General features: G+C 49.2%; 18 protein-coding genes and 1 pseudogene. 14 read left to right on the top strand and 5 right to left on the bottom strand.

Translation table 11 applies throughout. The features are described 5' to 3' along the window. Positions 1-11: 11 nt before the first annotated feature. Genes ACJHWT_RS19120 through patD form a run of 4 tightly spaced genes read left to right on the top strand, consistent with a single transcriptional unit; the run spans position 12 to position 4,197 of the window. A complete protein-coding gene (locus tag ACJHWT_RS19120) occupies positions 12-1,025 on the top strand; it encodes an ABC transporter ATP-binding protein (RefSeq protein WP_000220433.1) in 1,014 nt (337 codons plus the stop codon). Continuing rightward, positions 1,026-1,967: an ABC transporter permease gene (locus ACJHWT_RS19115; RefSeq protein WP_001251307.1), complete on the top strand. Its 942-nt coding sequence runs from the start codon at positions 1,026-1,028 to the stop codon at positions 1,965-1,967. It abuts the gene before it with no gap. Beyond that, positions 1,957-2,751: an ABC transporter permease gene (locus tag ACJHWT_RS19110; RefSeq protein WP_000555484.1), complete on the top strand. Its 795-nt coding sequence runs from the start codon at positions 1,957-1,959 to the stop codon at positions 2,749-2,751. The genes ACJHWT_RS19115 and ACJHWT_RS19110 overlap by 11 nt, the downstream gene beginning before the upstream one ends. 21 nt (positions 2,752-2,772) lie before the next feature. Further along, the gene (gene patD / locus ACJHWT_RS19105) at positions 2,773-4,197 is read left to right on the top strand and encodes an aminobutyraldehyde dehydrogenase (RefSeq protein WP_001163882.1); all 1,425 of its coding nucleotides are present in this window, start codon (positions 2,773-2,775) and stop codon (positions 4,195-4,197) included. A gap of 96 nt (positions 4,198-4,293) precedes the next feature. Here patD and yncL read toward each other — a convergent pair whose 3' ends face one another. Further along, complete coding sequence (gene yncL, locus ACJHWT_RS19100; RefSeq protein ID WP_001303494.1) at positions 4,294-4,389, bottom strand: stress response membrane protein YncL; 96 nt, start codon at positions 4,387-4,389, stop codon at positions 4,294-4,296. Positions 4,390-4,583: 194 nt separating this feature from the next. Between yncL and ortT the strand changes: the two genes are divergently transcribed. After that, on the top strand, positions 4,584-4,757 hold the full coding sequence (gene ortT / locus ACJHWT_RS19095) for an orphan toxin OrtT (RefSeq protein ID WP_000061178.1): 174 nt from the start codon (positions 4,584-4,586) through the stop codon (positions 4,755-4,757). Positions 4,758-4,842: 85 nt separating this feature from the next. Next, positions 4,843-5,076, top strand: a complete 234-nt coding sequence (gene ydcY / locus ACJHWT_RS19090) for a DUF2526 family protein YdcY (RefSeq protein WP_000018638.1) — start codon at positions 4,843-4,845, stop codon at positions 5,074-5,076. Here ydcY and ACJHWT_RS19085 read toward each other — a convergent pair whose 3' ends face one another. Both ACJHWT_RS19085 and ACJHWT_RS19080 read right to left on the bottom strand, forming a co-directional pair. Beyond that, a complete protein-coding gene (locus tag ACJHWT_RS19085; RefSeq protein ID WP_001076524.1) occupies positions 5,077-5,526 on the bottom strand; it encodes a DMT family transporter in 450 nt (149 codons plus the stop codon). Further along, a complete protein-coding gene (locus ACJHWT_RS19080; protein WP_000027561.1) occupies positions 5,526-6,041 on the bottom strand; it encodes a GNAT family N-acetyltransferase in 516 nt (171 codons plus the stop codon). The genes ACJHWT_RS19085 and ACJHWT_RS19080 overlap by 1 nt, the downstream gene beginning before the upstream one ends. Before the next feature lie 180 nt (positions 6,042-6,221). Between ACJHWT_RS19080 and curA the strand changes: the two genes are divergently transcribed. Both curA and mcbR read left to right on the top strand, forming a co-directional pair. Further along, positions 6,222-7,259: an NADPH-dependent curcumin/dihydrocurcumin reductase gene (curA, locus tag ACJHWT_RS19075; protein WP_001317810.1), complete on the top strand. Its 1,038-nt coding sequence runs from the start codon at positions 6,222-6,224 to the stop codon at positions 7,257-7,259. Positions 7,260-7,456: 197 nt separating this feature from the next. Then, a complete protein-coding gene (mcbR, locus tag ACJHWT_RS19070; protein ID WP_001308642.1) occupies positions 7,457-8,122 on the top strand; it encodes a colanic acid/biofilm transcriptional regulator McbR in 666 nt (221 codons plus the stop codon). Between the two features lie 35 nt (positions 8,123-8,157). On the opposite strand, the gene pqqU is transcribed toward mcbR, so the two are convergent. Then, positions 8,158-10,260 carry a TonB-dependent receptor PqqU gene (gene pqqU, locus ACJHWT_RS19065; RefSeq protein WP_000689295.1) on the bottom strand — a complete coding sequence of 701 codons (2,103 nt, stop codon included), beginning with the start codon at positions 10,258-10,260 and terminating at the stop codon, positions 8,158-8,160. 241 nt (positions 10,261-10,501) lie between these two features. Here pqqU and ACJHWT_RS19060 point away from each other — a divergent pair, with 241 nt between their 5' ends. Next, positions 10,502-11,563, top strand: a complete 1,062-nt coding sequence (locus tag ACJHWT_RS19060) for a YncE family protein (protein ID WP_000550675.1) — start codon at positions 10,502-10,504, stop codon at positions 11,561-11,563. Between the two features lie 112 nt (positions 11,564-11,675). On the opposite strand, the gene ansP is transcribed toward ACJHWT_RS19060, so the two are convergent. Beyond that, positions 11,676-13,175, bottom strand: a complete 1,500-nt coding sequence (ansP, locus tag ACJHWT_RS19055) for an L-asparagine permease (RefSeq protein ID WP_001300590.1) — start codon at positions 13,173-13,175, stop codon at positions 11,676-11,678. Positions 13,176-14,112: 937 nt separating this feature from the next. On the opposite strand from ansP, the gene ACJHWT_RS19050 reads away from it, so the two are divergent. The 5 genes and pseudogenes from ACJHWT_RS19050 to ACJHWT_RS19030 all read left to right on the top strand — a co-directional run. After that, positions 14,113-14,643: a hypothetical protein gene (locus tag ACJHWT_RS19050; protein ID WP_000058705.1), complete on the top strand. Its 531-nt coding sequence runs from the start codon at positions 14,113-14,115 to the stop codon at positions 14,641-14,643. After that, a complete protein-coding gene (locus tag ACJHWT_RS19045; protein WP_000819258.1) occupies positions 14,640-14,996 on the top strand; it encodes a hypothetical protein in 357 nt (118 codons plus the stop codon). Before ACJHWT_RS19050 ends, ACJHWT_RS19045 begins: the two co-directional genes overlap by 4 nt. A gap of 221 nt (positions 14,997-15,217) precedes the next feature. Further along, positions 15,218-17,212: a type VI secretion system Vgr family protein gene (locus ACJHWT_RS19040; protein ID WP_000006344.1), complete on the top strand. Its 1,995-nt coding sequence runs from the start codon at positions 15,218-15,220 to the stop codon at positions 17,210-17,212. A 50-nt stretch (positions 17,213-17,262) separates the two neighbouring features. Beyond that, on the top strand, positions 17,263-17,715 hold the full coding sequence (locus ACJHWT_RS19035) for a DcrB-related protein (protein ID WP_000141612.1): 453 nt from the start codon (positions 17,263-17,265) through the stop codon (positions 17,713-17,715). A gap of 18 nt (positions 17,716-17,733) precedes the next feature. Next, positions 17,734-18,250: pseudogene (locus ACJHWT_RS19030) on the top strand (type IV secretion protein Rhs); the annotation flags it as partial.

Below are 18,250 nucleotides of genomic sequence, written 5' to 3'. Positions count from 1 at the left end.
TGGGGTGTTTTATGACGTACGCAGTGGAGTTTGACAACGTCTCACGGTTGTACGGTGACGTGCGCGCAGTAGATGGCGTCAGTGTTGCGATAAAAGATGGTGAGTTCTTCTCTATGCTGGGGCCGTCCGGCTCCGGCAAAACCACCTGCCTGCGCCTGATTGCTGGCTTCGAACAGCTTTCCGGCGGGGCTATCTCTATCTTTGGTAAATCCGCCAGCAATCTGCCACCGTGGGAGCGGGACGTGAATACTGTCTTCCAGGACTACGCGCTATTTCCGCATATGTCGATTCTTGACAACGTAGCCTATGGGCTGATGGTCAAAGGCGTGAATAAAAAGCAGCGGCACGCAATGGCGCAAGAGGCGCTTGAGAAAGTGGCGCTTGGTTTTGTTCAGCAACGTAAACCGTCACAACTTTCTGGTGGTCAGCGCCAGCGGGTTGCTATCGCCAGAGCACTGGTGAACGAACCGCGTGTGTTGTTGCTGGATGAACCGCTCGGCGCGCTGGATCTCAAATTGCGAGAGCAAATGCAGCTTGAGCTGAAAAAGCTGCAACAGTCTCTCGGTATCACTTTTATCTTCGTTACCCACGATCAGGGCGAAGCGTTATCGATGTCCGATCGTGTGGCGGTTTTCAATAATGGACGCATTGAGCAGGTCGATTCCCCGCGTGATCTCTATATGCGCCCGCGCACGCCGTTTGTTGCCGGGTTTGTCGGGACATCGAATGTTTTTGATGCACTGATGGCAGACAAACTTTGTGGCATGACGGGAAGCTTCGCCCTGCGACCGGAACATATCCGCTTCAACATCCCCGGCGAAGTGCAGGCTAATGGCACGATCCAGGCGGTGCAGTATCAGGGCGCGGCGACCCGTTTTGAACTGAGACTGAACGGCGGTGAAAAACTGCTGGTGAGTCAGGCCAATATGACAGGCGAAGAACTGCCCGCCACGCTCACGCCCGGACAACAGGTGATGGTTTCCTGGTCGCGTGATGTGATGGTACCGCTGGTTGAGGAGAGGTGAATGGCGATGAACGTATTGCAATCACCTTCACGTCCAGGTCTGGGTAAGGTGTCCGGTTTCTTCTGGCGTAATCCGGGGCTGGGGCTGTTTTTGCTGCTGCTTGGCCCGCTAATGTGGTTTGGCATTGTCTATTTCGGCTCGCTGCTAACGCTGTTATGGCAGGGCTTTTATACCTTTGACGATTTCACCATGTCGGTAACGCCGGAACTGACGCTGGCGAATATCCGTGCGCTGTTTAATCCGGCGAATTACGACATCATTCTCCGCACGCTGATTATGGCTGTGGCAGTCACTATCGCCAGCGCCATTCTGGCTTTTCCAATGGCGTGGTATATGGCGCGCTATACCAGCGGGAAAATGAAAGCGTTTTTTTATATCGCGGTAATGTTGCCGATGTGGGCGAGCTACATTGTGAAAGCCTATGCCTGGACGTTATTGCTGGCAAAAGATGGCGTGGCGCAGTGGTTTTTACAACATCTGGGGCTGGAACCACTGCTGACTGCGTTCCTCACGCTACCGGCGGTGGGAGGTAATACGCTGTCAACTTCCGGGCTGGGGCGCTTTCTGGTGTTTCTCTATATCTGGTTGCCGTTCATGATCCTCCCGGTGCAGGCGGCGCTTGAGCGTTTGCCGCCGTCATTGTTGCAGGCGTCAGCTGATCTCGGCGCACGTCCACGACAAACCTTTCGCTATGTGGTGCTGCCGCTGGCAATCCCGGGTATTGCCGCTGGCTCTATCTTTACCTTCTCACTCACGCTGGGCGATTTTATTGTCCCGCAGCTGGTTGGCCCTCCAGGATATTTTATCGGCAATATGGTTTATTCCCAGCAGGGGGCGATTGGCAATATGCCGATGGCGGCGGCATTCACCCTAGTGCCGATTGTACTCATCGCACTTTACCTGGCGTTCGTGAAACGTCTGGGAGCGTTCGATGCACTCTGAACGCGCACCGTTTTTCCTCAAACTGGCGGCCTGGGGCGGCGTGGTTTTCTTACATTTTCCCATTCTGATTATCGCCGTTTATGCGTTTAACACTGAAGATGCGGCGTTTAGTTTTCCACCGCAAGGCCTGACGCTGCGCTGGTTTAGCGTGGCAGCACAGCGTAGTGATATTCTTGATGCCGTGACACTGTCACTTAAAGTGGCGGCGCTGGCGACATTAATCGCGCTGGTGTTAGGGACGCTGGCCGCTGCCGCGCTGTGGCGACGAGACTTTTTCGGCAAAAACGCCATTTCGCTGTTACTGCTGCTGCCCATTGCGCTGCCGGGCATTGTCACTGGTCTGGCGTTATTAACCGCCTTTAAAACCATCAATCTGGAGCCGGGATTTTTCACCATCGTGGTCGGTCATGCGACTTTTTGTGTAGTGGTGGTCTTTAACAATGTCATCGCCCGTTTTCGCCGCACCTCGTGGAGTCTGGTTGAGGCGTCAATGGATCTTGGGGCTAATGGCTGGCAAACCTTCCGCTACGTAGTGTTGCCGAATCTCAGTTCGGCGTTACTGGCAGGAGGAATGCTGGCGTTTGCCTTGTCGTTCGATGAAATCATCGTTACGACCTTTACGGCAGGTCATGAACGAACGTTACCGTTGTGGTTGCTCAATCAGCTTGGGCGACCGCGTGATGTACCGGTAACTAACGTGGTGGCACTGCTGGTTATGTTGGTAACAACCTTGCCGATCCTGGGGGCCTGGTGGCTAACCCGCGAAGGCGACAATGGTCAATAACCACTGATACAGGAATATGCTATGCAACATAAGTTACTGATTAACGGAGAACTGGTTAGCGGCGAAGGGGAAAAACAGCCTGTCTATAATCCGGCAACGGGGGACGTTTTACTGGAGATTGCCGAGGCATCCGCAGAGCAGGTCGATGCTGCTGTTCGCGCGGCAGATGCAGCATTTGCCGAATGGGGGCAAACCACGCCGAAAGTGCGTGCGGAATGTCTGCTGAAACTGGCTGATGTTATCGAAGAAAATGGTCAGGTTTTTGCCGAACTGGAGTCCCGTAATTGTGGCAAACCGCTGCATAGTGCGTTCAATGATGAAATCCCGGCGATTGTCGATGTTTTTCGCTTTTTCGCTGGTGCGGCGCGCTGTCTGAATGGTCTGGCGGCAGGTGAATATCTTGAAGGTCATACTTCGATGATCCGTCGCGATCCGTTGGGGGTCGTGGCTTCTATCGCACCGTGGAATTATCCGCTGATGATGGCTGCGTGGAAACTGGCTCCGGCGCTGGCGGCAGGGAACTGCGTAGTGCTTAAACCATCAGAAATTACCCCGCTGACAGCGTTGAAGTTGGCAGAGTTGGCGAAAGATATCTTCCCGGCTGGCGTGATTAATGTACTGTTTGGCAGAGGCAAAACGGTGGGCGATCCGCTGACCGGTCATCCCAAAGTGCGGATGGTGTCGCTGACGGGCTCTATCGCCACTGGGGAACACATCATCAGCCATACCGCGCCGTCCATAAAGCGTACTCATATGGAACTTGGTGGCAAAGCGCCAGTGATTGTTTTTGATGATGCGGATATTGAGGCAGTGGTCGAAGGTGTACGTACATTTGGCTATTACAATGCCGGACAGGATTGTACAGCGGCTTGTCGGATCTACGCGCAAAAAGGCATTTACGATACGCTGGTGGAAAAACTGGGTGCTGCGGTGGCAACGTTAAAATCTGGTGCGCCGGATGACGAGTCTACGGAGCTTGGACCTTTAAGCTCGCTGGCGCATCTCGAACGCGTCAGCAAGGCAGTAGAAGAGGCGAAAGCGACAGGGCACATCAAAGTGATCACTGGCGGTGAAAAGCGCAAGGGTAATGGCTATTACTATGCGCCGACGCTGCTGGCTGGCGCATTACAGGACGATGCCATCGTGCAAAAAGAGGTATTTGGTCCAGTAGTGAGTGTTACACTCTTCGACAACGAAGAACAGGTGGTAAACTGGGCGAATGACAGCCAGTACGGACTTGCATCTTCGGTATGGACGAAAGATGTGGGCAGGGCGCATCGCGTCAGCGCACGGCTGCAATATGGTTGTACCTGGGTCAATACCCATTTCATGCTGGTAAGTGAAATGCCGCACGGTGGGCAGAAACTTTCTGGTTACGGCAAGGATATGTCACTTTATGGGCTGGAGGATTACACCGTCGTCCGCCACGTCATGGTTAAACATTAAGGATAATATTGCAGATCGTAAGAGTATGAGATGATCTTGCGTACTGTCAGAGCACTGATTTCTCTGACAGTACGTGCTGCGTGCAAAATCACTACATCAAATAAACCAGCCAAATCTCATAGAGATAAGAGTAAACAAACCAACAGCAGCAAAGACATTTATCAGTACTACAGTTCTACTGGAAACATTCATTTTTGCCACCTTTTATCATTGCCCCTATGTGTATAGTACGGGTTAAGAAAATCCACAATAATACTCATTCTGAAGATGGATAAGGGCAAGTTGCTGTTTGATGTTTTTTTCTCAAACCGGTTAAAAAACTTGATGTACGTCAAAAAATGACGCATATTTGCGCGCGTTTTATTCATCTGGCTGGACGCCCGTACATGTCTCTCTATCAACACATGCTTGTTTTTTATGCGGTTATGGCAGCAATCGCATTTCTTATCACCTGGTTTCTTTCTCACGATAAGAAACGCATCCGTTTCTTAAGCGCCTTTCTGGTGGGGGCAACATGGCCGATGAGTTTCCCGGTGGCGCTGTTGTTTTCACTGTTTTAAATCTTACTCACTGGCTTGACGGCACCACGCAGACTTATATCATTTGGATGAATCGATAAATTTCACAAGTGGCTAAGGAGAAAGTATGTCGCATCTGGATGAAGTCATCGCGCGCGTGGATGCCGCGATTGAAGAGAGCGTCATTGCCCATATGAACGAATTATTAATCGCCCTGAGCGATGATGCGGAGTTAAGTCGGGAAGAACGCTATACCCAGCAGCAGCGTCTTCGCACAGCGATCGCCCATCACGGTCGCAAACATAAAGAAGATATGGAAGCGCGCCACGAACAGTTAACCAAAGGTGGCACCATCCTCTGATTAAAATGTGCGCCTGGCCACCAGCCAGGCACCAACCACAAGTAAAATTGCGCCACAAATTGGGCCGATCAACGCCCGTAGTGGTACGCCATGGCTGCGGAAGATATCCAGCACCAGACCGCCAATCAGCTGGCTGGCGACCAGTACCGCAATAGTTGTCGCCGCTCCCACATTCTGATATCCGCTGATACTGGCGAAGACAAAAAACGATCCCAGCAAGCCAGGTATAAGTGTCCACCAGCGCACGTTGGACACCAGTTCGCCAAACCCCGCCATACCTTGTTTAAACCATAAAATAGAAACAAAGAGCACAATTCCTACCAAAGAGTTCAGCAACATGGCGATGAGAATGGTAGAGGAGGTCTGGGTGATGCGCACCATCAGCGTGTTCTGGACTACCAGACCAATCCCGGCGGCAATCAAAAAAGCAAGGGTGAGCGACTGATTCATCAGATTGCGTCCGGTTCACTGCGTTCGTCGAGTTGCAACTGCATAAATGTCAGGTCCAGCCAGCGCCCAAATTTAGTGCCCACCTGCGGCATTTGCGCGGTGACGACAAATCCCAGCGACTGGTGCAGATGCAAAGACGCCTGATTTTGCGATTCGATCCCGGCGACCATGACATGCTTCCCGCAATCCCGCGCTTCATCAATCAATCGGCTTAACAATTTACGCCCCAGACCTTTGCCCTGATGATCGGGATGGACATAAACCGAATGTTCCACGGTATGGCGAAAACCATCGAAACTACGCCAGTCGCCAAACGAGGCATATCCCGTCACTACGCCATCTTCTTCGCTCACCAGCACTGGATAACCTGCTATGGTCCGCGCTTCAAACCAGGCAATGCGGTTATCTGCATCCACCGTTTGGTCATTCCAGATAGCCGCCGTATACAACACGGCGTGGTTATAAATTTCCGCAATGGCAGCACAGTCGGCTTTGCGGGCAAAACGGATGGACATGTTTGGCCTCGATTAAATAATGATGATGACGTTATCAATACTATCGAAAACAGCCCGAAGCAACGGATTCCTCGATGAAATTATTGCGTGTTGCAGAGGGGATGTGACGGCTGCAAACAAAACCATTCCTGCGAGCCTGCTACTATTGATGGATTCATGCCAAAAGCACAGGAGAGCATTATGGGGCAACAAAAGCAGCGTAATCGACGTTGGGTTCTGGCCTCGCGTCCGCATGGCGCGCCGGTTCCGGAGAATTTCCGTCTTGAAGAAGATGATATCGCCACACCGGGTGAAGGACAGGTGTTACTGCGCACAGTTTATTTGTCACTGGACCCGTATATGCGTGGACGTATGAGCGATGAGCCATCTTATTCACCGCCGGTTGATATTGGTGGCGTAATGGTCGGCGGTACGGTGAGCCGTGTTGTGGAGTCGAATCATCCTGATTACCAGCCTGGCGACTGGGTGCTGGGCTACAGTGGATGGCAGGACTATGACATATCCAGTGGTGATGATCTGGTGAAACTTGGCGATCATCCGCAAAATCCATCGTGGTCGCTGGGTGTGCTGGGGATGCCAGGCTTTACCGCTTATATGGGGCTGCTGGATATCGGTCAGCCCAAAGAGGGCGAAACATTGGTTGTTGCTGCGGCGACAGGTCCTGTGGGGGCGACGGTGGGTCAAATCGGCAAACTTAAAGGTTGCAGGGTGGTGGGGGTGGCCGGTGGCGTGGAAAAATGCCGCCATGCTACTGAGGTGCTGGGCTTCGATGTTTGTCTTGACCATCACGCGGATGATTTTGCCGAACAACTGGCGAAAGCGTGCCCAAAAGGTATTGATATCTATTATGAAAACGTGGGCGGTAAGGTATTTGATGCAGTGCTACCTTTACTTAATACATCTGCGCGCATTCCCGTTTGTGGCTTAGTGAGCAGCTATAACGCTACAGAGCTACCACCCGGTCCGGATCGTTTACCTCTGCTGATGGCTACGGTGCTGAAAAAACGTATTCGCTTGCAAGGATTTATTATCGCTCAGGATTATGGTCACCGCATCCAAGAGTTTCAGAAGGAGATGGGGCAATGGGTGAAAGAGGATAAAATCCACTACCGCGAAGAAATTACTGACGGTTTAGAGAATGCGCCACAGACGTTTATCGGCCTGCTGAAGGGTAAAAACTTCGGCAAAGTGGTGATCCGCGTGGCGGTTGATGATTAAAGTTTCAACGGCGGCGTAAGCCGCCATAAAAATCCAGGCAAAAAGCTTATTTTCAGCTTTAATTAACTAACCACGTCATTGTTCTGCTGCTAATAACAACAAAGGTGAGTGGTTTATGATTATTCACTTTAATACACCAGGTGAACTCCTTCTGCCATGCAGGCAGGGTTGGACAGAAAACACGCGAAGGAATTAAAATGCCTGGAACGGAAAAAATGAAACATGTCAGTTTGACTCTGCAGGTTGAGAACGACCTGAAACATCAGCTTAGTATTGGCGCATTAAAACCTGGCGCACGCCTGATTACTAAAAATCTGGCGGAGCAATTAGGTATGAGTATTACACCTGTGCGTGAAGCATTATTACGTCTGGTTTCGGTGAATGCGCTTTCTGTCGCACCAGCGCAAGCATTTACAGTTCCGGAAGTGGGGAAACGTCAATTAGACGAAATCAATCGGATCCGCTACGAGCTGGAATTAATGGCAGTTACTCTGGCTGTTGAAAACCTCACCCCGCAAGACCTGGCGGAACTCGAGGAATTGCTCGAGAAATTACAGCAGGCGCAAGAAAAGGGCGACATGGAACAAATCATTAATGCGAACAGGCTATTTCGCTTAGCGATTTATCATCGTTCAAATATGCCCATCCTGTGTGAGATGATTGAGCAACTGTGGGTCAGGATGGGACCTGGTTTACATTATCTCTATGAAGCGATTAATCCAGCGGAATTACGGGAGCGTATAGAAAACTATCGTCTATTACTCGCCGCGTTAAAAGCAAAAGACAAAGAGGGATGCAGACATTGTCTTGCTGAAATTATGCAACAAAATATTGCTATTTTATACCAGCAATACAATCGTTAAATTAAATGCCCGGCAAATACCGGGCATCAAGGTAATTACTCAAATCGCCACGCAATATTCATGCCGACACCATAATTTCGCCCGGGCGCAGGTTCGTAATATCGCCCGTTTGACTCATTGACAATGACAGAGCCAACGTATTCTTTATCGAATAAATTATCGACACGACCAAATAAATCCACAGTTAAATTGTGGTAATTGTATTTATACCCGGTGAATAAGCCGACGAGAGTATAAGACGGCGCTTTGGCCGTATTTTCATCATCTGCCATAATATCGCCCATATAACGCGCTTCCGTACCTGCATACCAGCCATCTTCCGGTACATAACCTATCGACGCAAAGCCCATATTACGGGCGATCCCTGGCATCCGGTTACCGTTACAATCCTGTTCATTGCAAACATTGCTGCGATAGGTCGCATCAAGCCAGGTCCAGGACGCTTTTACGCGAAAATCTCCCGCGAAACGTTGATCCCATGCCAGTTCAGCGCCTTGACGACGGGTCTTTCCGGCATTTTTGTAAGTCGTACGCCCACCGCTACTGCTATCGACAACAATTTCATCATCGGTGTCGGTCTGGAACAATGCGAGACTAAGCAGCCCATCACCAATACGCGTTTTACTGCCGATCTCAATTGTATCGTTGGTGGAGGGTTTTAAACCAAAGTTCATACCGCTTTGCCCATCAGCGCGATAAGACAGCTCATTAATCGTCGGCGTTTCAAAACCGCGCCCGGCTGCCAGATAGACATTCCAGGCATCGGTCATTGCATATTTTAACGATCCGGCTGGTAGCCATTTGTGATAACTGGCATCACCGCTGTCGTCGCCGTTACCCGGAGTAACGTAATGATCATTGGAATCAAACCACACAGAGCTGTAGCGCACGCCAGCATCCAGCGAAAGTTTGTCGGTCAGTTGCCACTGGGTTTGTAAATAGGGATCGACGTTCCACATCAAATTGCGTTCGTCGCGGCGCAACTCACCTTTTTGCCCGTATTCCGGCACGCCGCGATTCAGGCGGAAGTTATTGTAACCCTTGCGGTTTTCACTCATGTTTTCGTAGTTCAGGCCGGTTGTGAACGTGACTGGAACGCCCAATTCACCACGGTGTGTCCAGCGGCTGTCTATCCCCTGGTAATGGCGTTGCAGGGTAATCACGCCGCCCGCATGTGACGGGTTAAGTTGCGGGGACATGGGGATTGACTGGTACTGGGTCGTTTCTCGCTCTCCGGCATACATCATTACACTCATATCATCTTGCGCGCTCAGGCTACGTTCATAGCGCAACCCAGCCTGAGTTTGCTTGATGGTTTTTCGCGTGTCGTACTGTTCTGCACGGGGCGCTTGTTGTGGATTCGCCTTCCATTCTGCTTCGGTTAGCCCACCTGGGTCATCTGCTTTGATATCCACACTATTGAAAATCAGGCTTAATTTGCTGGCGTCATCAATGCGAACGCCCAGTTTGGCATTGGCTAAATTTTTCTGTGCGCCACTATGATCACGATAGCCGTGGGTCGTAAAGCGCGTGGTTGAGACGGTGTAATCGACATCGCCTGGCTGTGTGCCGTCTCCCGTTGCGCCCGTTGCTTTCAGCCCATAGCGCCAGCTGCCAAAACTGCCGTAGTAACTACTGGCTTCAATGGTTGGTGGCTGTTGTCCGGTCTGGGTGATGACATTCATTACACCGCCAGACGCGTTGCCATACAGAGCAGAGAAGGGGCCACGCAGCACTTCCACATTTTGCACACTGCTTAAATCGATATTGGATGTCTGCCCTTGTCCGTCGGGCATGGTAGCGGGAATACCGTCAACATACAGGCGAATACCGCGAATTCCGTAAGTGGAGCGGGAGCCAAATCCGCGAATCGACAGCTGTAAATCTTGCGCATAGTTCTGCCGGTTTTGTACCTGCAAACCAGGCACGCCAGTCAGTGATTCAGACAAGTTAATGCGCGGTGTTGCCAGGCGCATCTCCTCGCCATCCACCACGCTCACGGCTGCTGGGGTATCCAGTTCTGAAATCACCTGCGGCGCGGCACTGACAATCATGGTCTGTTCATCAGCGGCAAAAACGGTGGGGGAAAGGACAAGCAGCGCGGGAAAAACGGTCTGTCGGACGGAAAAAATCTTCATGAAAAAAGCCAGGTTAAGAATGGGAAAACACCGTCATGGTAATAAAATTGTAAATTTATGGAAAACGAAACGGCACGATATGTTAAGTAATTGAGAAAATTGTAGTCGTAACGGCAAGAAATGCTCCACATTTGAGAAAATAATGATTACCATTCCCATTTATAACAAGAGCGTAACGATGATTACGCTTAGCGAAGCATTGTGAAGCAGCAAAAATATCGGTTCATCAAAGGGAGTCGTCATGCATTTACGTCATCTGTTTTCATCGCGCCTGCGTGGTTCATTACTGTTAGGTTCATTGCTTGTTGCTTCATCATTCAGTACGCAGGCCGCAGAAGAAATGCTGCGTAAAGCGGTAGGTAAAGGTGCCTACGAAATGGCTTATAGCCAGCAAGAAAACGCGCTGTGGCTCGCCACTTCGCAAAGCCGCAAACTGGATAAAGGCGGCGTGGTTTATCGTCTTGATCCGGTTACTCTGGAAGTGACGCAGGCGATCCATAACGATCTCAAGCCGTTTGGTGCTACCATCAATAACACGACTCAGACGTTGTGGTTTGGTAACACTGTAAACAGCGCGGTCACGGCGATAGATGCCAAAACGGGCGAAGTGAAAGGCCGTCTGGTGCTGGATGATCGTAAGCGCACTGAAGAGGTGCGCCCGCTGCAACCGCGTGAGCTGGTGGCAGACGATGCCACGAACACCGTTTACATCAGTGGTATTGGTAAAGAGAGCGTGATTTGGGTCGTTGATGGCGAGAATATCAAACTGAAAACCGCCATCCAGAACACCGGTAAAATGAGTACCGGTTTAGCGCTGGATAGCAAAGGCAAACGTCTTTACACCACTAACGCTGACGGCGAATTGATTACCATCGACACCGCCGACAATAAAATCCTCAGCCGTAAAAAGCTGCTGGATGACGGCAAAGAGCACTTCTTTATCAACATCAGCCTTGATACCGCAAGGCAGCGTGCATTTATCACCGACTCTAAAGCGGCAGAAGTGTTAGTAGTCGATACCCGTAATGGCAATATTCTGGCGAAGGTTGCGGCACCGGAATCACTGGCTGTGCTGTTTAACCCCGCGCGTAATGAAGCCTACGTGACGCATCGTCAGGCAGGTAAAGTCAGTGTGATTGACGCGAAAAGCTATAAAGTGGTGAAAACGTTCGATACGCCGACTCATCCGAACAGCCTGGCACTGTCTGCCGATGGCAAAACGCTGTATGTCAGTGTGAAACAAAAATCCACTAAACAGCAGGAAGCTACCCAGCCGGACGATGTGATTCGTATTGCGCTGTAATAGATATGGCGAGGGTGAAAATGGAGAGACTTGCCTGACTTTTATCACGCCGTATCCGGCACCTTCGTCAGTAATTTGAATTTGCCCGGCACGTAGCCGGGCAATTTTGCAATTAGCTCGCCGTTTCAGGCTTAAACACAATTTCCTGTTTTTCTTCATCTTCCTCGACGACTGGCGCAGTGCTGTGAATTTCAGCAACGCGTTTGCGCACACCAAACCAGCCTATAACCAGCAGAATACCGATAATCGGCAGCGCCGCGATAGTATAAGTCCCGTTCGGGTAATCGAACGCCATCAGCACAAGGACGCTCAGCAAAAACAGTAATGTCAGCCAGGAAGTGAAGGGCGCGCCAGGCAGTTTAAAACTGACATCCGCTGCTTTGCCTTCTTTAATCGCTTTACGCAGGCGCATCTGGCACACGATGATAAACGCCCATGAAGCGATGATTCCCAGCGACGCGAAGTTCAACACAATCTCAAATACGCGCGACGGCACCAGATAGTTGAGGAATACGCCGACGACATACACAACCAGTGTCGCCAGAATCCCGGCATACGGCACATGCTGACGACTCATTTTCGCCATAAAACTCGGTGCGGAACCGCCCATCGCCATCGAGCGCAGAATACGTCCGGTGCAGTACAGACCTGAGTTCAGGCTGGAGAGGGCAGCGGTCAGCACCACAATGTTCATAATGCTGCCGATGTACGGCACACCCAGTTTAGAGAAAAACGTCACGAACGGACTTTGCCCCGCCTGATACGCGCTCCACGGCAATAACATAACCAGCAACACCACGGAGCCGACGTAAAACAGGCCAATACGCCAAATCACACTGTTAATCGCTTTAGGCACCATGGTCTGCGGATCTTTACATTCTCCGGCAGCTGTACCCACCATTTCAATGGAGGCAAAAGCAAACACTACGCCCTGAATCAACACCAGCGCAGGTAGCAAACCGTGGGGGAAGAAGCCGCCGTTATCGGTAATTAAATGAAAGCCAGTGGTGTTGCCATCCAGCGGCTGACCACTACCGAGGAACACTGTACCCACGACCAAAAAGGTCACAATGGCGAGCACTTTAATAAGCGCAAACCAGAACTCCATCTCGGCAAACCATTTCACACCAATCATATTCATGGTGCCAACGATGGTCAGCGCAGCGAGCGCAAAGACCCACTGCGGTACACCACCAAATGCGCCCCAGTAATGCATATACAGTGCAACGGCGGTAATATCGACAATCCCCGTCATCGCCCAGTTGATGAAGTACATCCAGCCTGCAACATAAGCGGCTTTCTCACCCAAAAACTCACGGGCATAAGAGACAAAACTGCCACTGGAAGGGCGGTGTAGCACCAGCTCACCCAATGCACGCAGAATAAAAAACGAAAACAAGCCGCAGATTAAATAGACCAGTGCCAGTGCTGGCCCCGCCATTTGCAGTCGGGCTCCCGCGCCTAAAAACAAACCCGTACCAATCGCGCCGCCAATGGCGATCATCTGCACCTGGCGATTGCCCATCGCTTTGTGATACCCCTCTTCGTGGGCATTAAGCCAGCGGCGTTTCGCGGCGTGTTGATCTGAAGTGTCGGTGTCGTGTTTACTCATTGCTCTCCCTGATTGCTTTAATGAAAAAGTCATATAAGTTGCCATGAACAATGTTTATTCATCCTGGCGATGACAAGATTCACCATTATTCTTTATGGGTATAACTGTCGGCGCAGAATCCTACCTTTTATCGTGTAACGATGCAAAATAATCCCGCTATAAATATGTGGGGATAAAGGCGGCCGGCAACCAAATAGCAACCTGATGAAATTTTGACGGAAACAACCACTATTGGTTTGATGATGCCCGACGGCAGTCCTACTCTTGCGCCACTCGTTCGTCGCTCTGAACGCCAGTGGTTGCAGTGGACACTGGCGTGGTTGGCTCATTGAATAGTGAGGTGCTAGCACATGACGGGTTTCAGGGGTAATACGCCAAATACCAATACCATTGCTGATTAAATGAGCCAATTGCTGACGTTAAAGAAAAGGCTAAAAAATGTAAGAGGCATGTAGGATGATAAACGCGCTATTGCCCAACAGGAGTTTCTGGAATTAGTCCTGTTCCATGGTCATTACAACTCTTAAAACATTACTTCAATATAATTAATGTGTATATCATTCCCGATATTAATTTATGAAGTGAATTTGATATATTCCGAATTCTTAATTTACATTACTAATGTATGGGGCATAACGTTAAGATTGCTATGTGCAGATTAAGATATCAGGGTGGGGCGGTAGCGTTTACAGATATTAATCAATTGATGAGAATTATGTTAGCTGCGTAATCATTTGCATCGGTTATTGATATTGAAGATAGATTAATAAAAATGCTGAGAATTAATGTTAAGAAATCATAACGGGAAACGTTGATAACTTGCTTTGATTTTATTTTCTATGAAGATGATGTCATCAATACTGTATAAAGTGGGAATATTGAACATCAAAGGGCGTTTGTGTTTTATCTGAAAGATATTATTTCCAGGGGAAAGGATATGTCATTAAGGAGAATGACATCTGGTGAATTAACATTGGCCAGATCGATTTTTGAGAATACAATTGATTATAGCAAGGTATGGATCCACAATGAAAAATATTTGCCTGGTCAAGGGGAAAGAACAGCGATGACCCCAAACGGGGAAATGTATTATCCTGATGCTGTTTATAGTTCAGATTATTCATCGCAAGCAATGCCTGGTGATCGTGAAACAGTAGCAGGTGCTTCTCACTTGTTTATTCATGAAATGATGCATGTTTGGCAATATCAGAAAGGGTATGCAGTTAAGTTGCGTGGTTTATTTTCTTGGGCGGCAAATTATCATTACGATCTTAATTTACAGTCAATTTCTTCTTATTCCATGGAACAACAAGCATCTATAGTTGCTGATTATTGGCTATTAATTAACTATGGACTGGTGGCTGATTTGGCAAATGTTAACTATGTAGGTGATACAACTGAATCAGTGAACACTCTATCGGAAAAATACAAAAAGGTGCTTAATTTATTTCCTGCGGGTGTCATATGAAGAGATTCTTTTTGTTTTTCTTTTTGTCGGGATGCACTGTTGGTGATTATGTTCGCCCATTGTTACCCGGTAGTGTATATTTGCAAGACGGACAGATTTGTTCAAAACCAGACGATGGGAATATTATTTCAAATTATGTTTTATATGAAGGTAAATATGGCAATGCAATAAAGTTGAAAAGAGTGACAGGTCAGTTCGAACCCGTATGTATTGATATAAGTGAGCTATCTTCAGATGTTATGTATATAGGGAAATATATGCTCTCTTCCGGAAGTAAAAAAGAATACTATGGTTTTAGCATAATTAGAACCGGAGAACGTATTTTAAGACTTGATGATAATCATATCAAATAACAAATTAAATAATTTTATTAGTTTTATTAATGTACTTTAGGTGAATGTTTCCACCAGGTTAACATGACGGTGCATTCTTCAAGGCATATATGGTTGATAGTATCTTCAGTAGCACGCATAAGTATTGAGATGTTTTATGCCAGCTACGAATATATTGCATATTTTATTCTCTGTAAGATTTCTTATTAGCACTTATCCATTTCTAGTTAAAAGGATTAATTATGAGTTTTGCAGCTACAGATTATCCATCCGGCGCACTAACTGGATCGGGTACACATAACGTGACTTTGAGCGGCAGCGCAGTTCCTGATGGAATGTTACTGTTTGCAAGCTTAGGGGGTACAGAAACAGTAGGGGAACTATTTACTTATTCTATTAAATTAAAAACTCCTGACATCCTGAACCTGGGCTATGTTTCCCCCGCAGCCAACCTGCAGCTCAAACCGATGGTGGGCAAAGATCTGTGCGTCAATATCGAATTGGATGGCGGCGGAAAACGTTATATCAGCGGGCTGGTGACGGCGGCACGCGTGGCTGGTCATCAAGGACGTTCGGTGGTGTATGAACTGCGGCTCGAACCGTGGTTAAAAATACTGACCCACACTAGTGACTACAAAGCGTTTCAGAATAAAAACGTGGTGGAGATCCTGGATGAGGTACTGGATGAGTACCCCTGGCCAGTGGAAAAACGACTGGTGGAAAATTATCCGACTCGCGCCTGGCAGGTGCAGTACGGTGAAACAGATTTCGATTTTGTTCAGCGCCTGATGCAGGAGTGGGGTATCTACTGGTGGTTTGAGCACAGCGAGAACAGTCACACGTTAGTGCTGGCTGATGCCATTAATGTCCACAAGGCATGCGCAGATTCGCCGCTGGTGTGTTATTACCAGAAAGGGCTGAAACTGGACAAGGAGTTTATCCATACCATCACAGCAAATGAAAGTCTGCGCAGCGGACAGTGGGTGCTGAATGATTTCGACTTTATGAAGCCGCGTTCACTGCTGAAGAGCACCGTGGCTAATCCGCGTGAAACCGGCCTTGCTGAATATGAGCACTACGAATGGCCGGGAGATTACTTCACAAAGAGTGAAGGTGAAATGCTGACACGCATTCGCATGGAAGAACAGCGTAGCCCAGGTAGTCGGGTACAGGGCAGCGGCAATATTCGTACCCTGATGACAGGTTTTACCTTCACCCTGGAAAACTATCCGACAGCCGAAGTGAACCGGGAATATCTGCTGGTACAGACCACGCTATTTATACAGGACAATGCGCAACACAGCGGCCAGGAGCAGCATTTCTCTTACTCAACCAGCTTTGAACTGCATCCCACCAGCGAAGTTTACCGCCCACAACGAACCCTGAGCAAACCCCACACTAAAGGCCCGCAGAGCGCCATCGTCACCGGCCCGGCAGGGCAGGAAATCTGGACAGATAAATATGGCCGGGTGAAAGTTCAGTTTGGCTGGGATCGTTACGGTAAGAATGACGAAAATAGTTCCTGCTGGGTCCGTGTCAGTTATCCGTGGGCGGGTAAAGGATTCGGTGGCATTCAGATCCCGCGCATTGGTCAGGAAGTACTGGTGGATTTCAAAAACGGTGATCCGGATTTACCGATAATCGTTGGGCGTACCTACAATCAGGACACCATGCCACCGTGGGGACTACCGGGCGCAGCGACGCAAAGCGGGTTTTACAGCCACACTATCGGCGGCGGCCCGACCAATGCTAACGCCTTGCGTTTTGAGGATAAAACTGGCGGAGAAGAAATCTGGTTGCATGCCGAGAAAGATCAACGCATTGAAGTAAATAATAATGAAAGCCACTGGGTGGGCAATAATCGCCTTAAAGTCATTGATAAAACAGAAACAGCGATAATTGGTGAGGAACGTTCTCTTACAGTTCAGATGGATGATACCTCCCTTGCCGGACAAAATAAAACGATTCAGGCCGTACAGAATTTACGCCTTGCTGCGGGAGATTCCATAATTCTTAGTTGTGGGAACACTATCCTGCAAATGACCAGTGACGGAATATTTAATATAACCTGTAAGAATTTTAATATTACTGCAACAGAAAATGGAAAGATAAATACACAATCAGGTCAGCTTGATTTAAATATGAATAACAGGGCGGCAGATATACTTCCGCCAGGAACATCGGAAAAAACAGCCCTTCAATTGGCGATAGATGTCGCCTTCATGACTAAAAAATAAACAAAAACCATCATTAAATAATTTATTAATTTAAAAGGACTCATATCATTATGACGGAGTATTATCTCAATGAAACTGTTGTAACTTTTTCCGGGAATATTATTCAGGACAGTACTATTAATATGCTGCGCCTCAGCGATCCCGACGCTGCACTCATTATCAGCCGGGGCCAGATGCAGGAAGGAGACGAATTAGCCTCCCAGATTGAACAGCAAATGAAAAAACTGGAGAAACAGGTAAAGGATCTTCACTACACGCCCGTTCAGGTAACACGGGTGGGGATTAATGACGGTGAAGAAGGACTGGAAATACAGAGCCAGTTTCTCCGGGGTAACGAGCAGGTGTACCAGTGTCAGGTGGCATTTGTATTGCCGGGTGAGCGGGTCATGATGGCCTTCACCTACGCCCGAACCACACCGCTGACCCCGGCAGATATGACGCGCTGGGCTGAAATTAAAAAGAATCTGCGCTTCAGGATGCGGCAGGAAGCCGGGACGAATTAATCACACAGGGAACGGGACATGGAAGAGGCATTCTGGGCGGCAAGGCAGGGTGATGCCCTGCTGCATACGTCGTTTATGGCAGATGTGCTGGGGGCAGTTGTAGAGGTTGCCGCCACAGCCCTGGTGGATGTTCTGGTTGTCGGAACCATGGCGGCGCTGGGCGGAGTTGAAGTGGCAACGCTGGGCTGCTCAACCATTTTAGCGATCGGTATAGCAACAGCGGTATTTATGTCGTATCAGGGCTGGAATGACCGAATCAGTAGGGAAAGTGAGCAACTGGCGAACTGGCTTTTCCCGCCTCAGATTGAAGGTTACATCCTCACCGGCTCTGGCGACACATGGATCAACAGCAAACCTGCCGCGCGGGCCGCGGCGACTGCGGCATCGCGGCAGGATATTGAGGCGCAGGAAGCTCAGGCGAAGACGGAACAGGAAGAAGCGCAGCGTCAGGAGGATGCCAGAACGTTCCTGGATGTGGCCGGGGAATATCTGGAAATGGCGGGGGCCATAGCCCTGGCGGTTAACCCGGTGACAG

The sequence above is a fragment of the Escherichia sp. WS338 genome (assembly GCF_046486405.1).
GTDB lineage: Bacteria > Pseudomonadota > Gammaproteobacteria > Enterobacterales > Enterobacteriaceae > Escherichia > Escherichia coli.
Note: the sequence above shows the minus strand (reverse complement) of the source record. Positions and strands in the feature narration are given on the sequence as shown.